Origin of the sequence: Vibrio sp. 10N.222.46.A1 (assembly GCF_041473595.1) — a bacterium.
GTDB classification, from domain to species: domain Bacteria; phylum Pseudomonadota; class Gammaproteobacteria; order Enterobacterales; family Vibrionaceae; genus Vibrio; species Vibrio tasmaniensis_A.
Genome location: NZ_JBFRSN010000309.1, coordinates 1 through 259, shown reverse-complemented (window position 1 = coordinate 259; position 259 = coordinate 1). Strand labels below are relative to the sequence as shown.

Genomic DNA, 259 nt, shown 5'->3' with positions numbered 1-259 from the left:
ACGATGAGTGTCCACACAGATTGATTAGGTTTAGAAAGTAAAAGAGACGATATTGGGTCTGTAGCTCAGCTGGTTAGAGCGCTCGCCTGATAAGCGGGAGGTCGGTGGTTCGAGTCCACTCAGACCCACCAATATCGACTAGAAACAAAGATGGGGCTATAGCTCAGCTGGGAGAGCGCCTGCCTTGCACGCAGGAGGTCTGCGGTTCGATCCCGCATAGCTCCACCATCTTTAAGTGTTTTTATCTGAAAATATTTAA

2 tRNA genes are annotated in these 259 nt (G+C 48.6%); both read left to right on the top strand.

Annotated features, from left to right (window positions below):
• The first annotated feature begins 54 nt into the window (after window positions 1–54).
• Window positions 55–131: transfer RNA gene (locus AB4496_RS10180), tRNA-Ile, on the top strand.
• A 21-nt stretch (window positions 132–152) separates the two neighbouring features.
• Window positions 153–228, top strand: a tRNA-Ala gene (locus AB4496_RS10175).
• Window positions 229–259 lie beyond the last annotated feature (31 nt).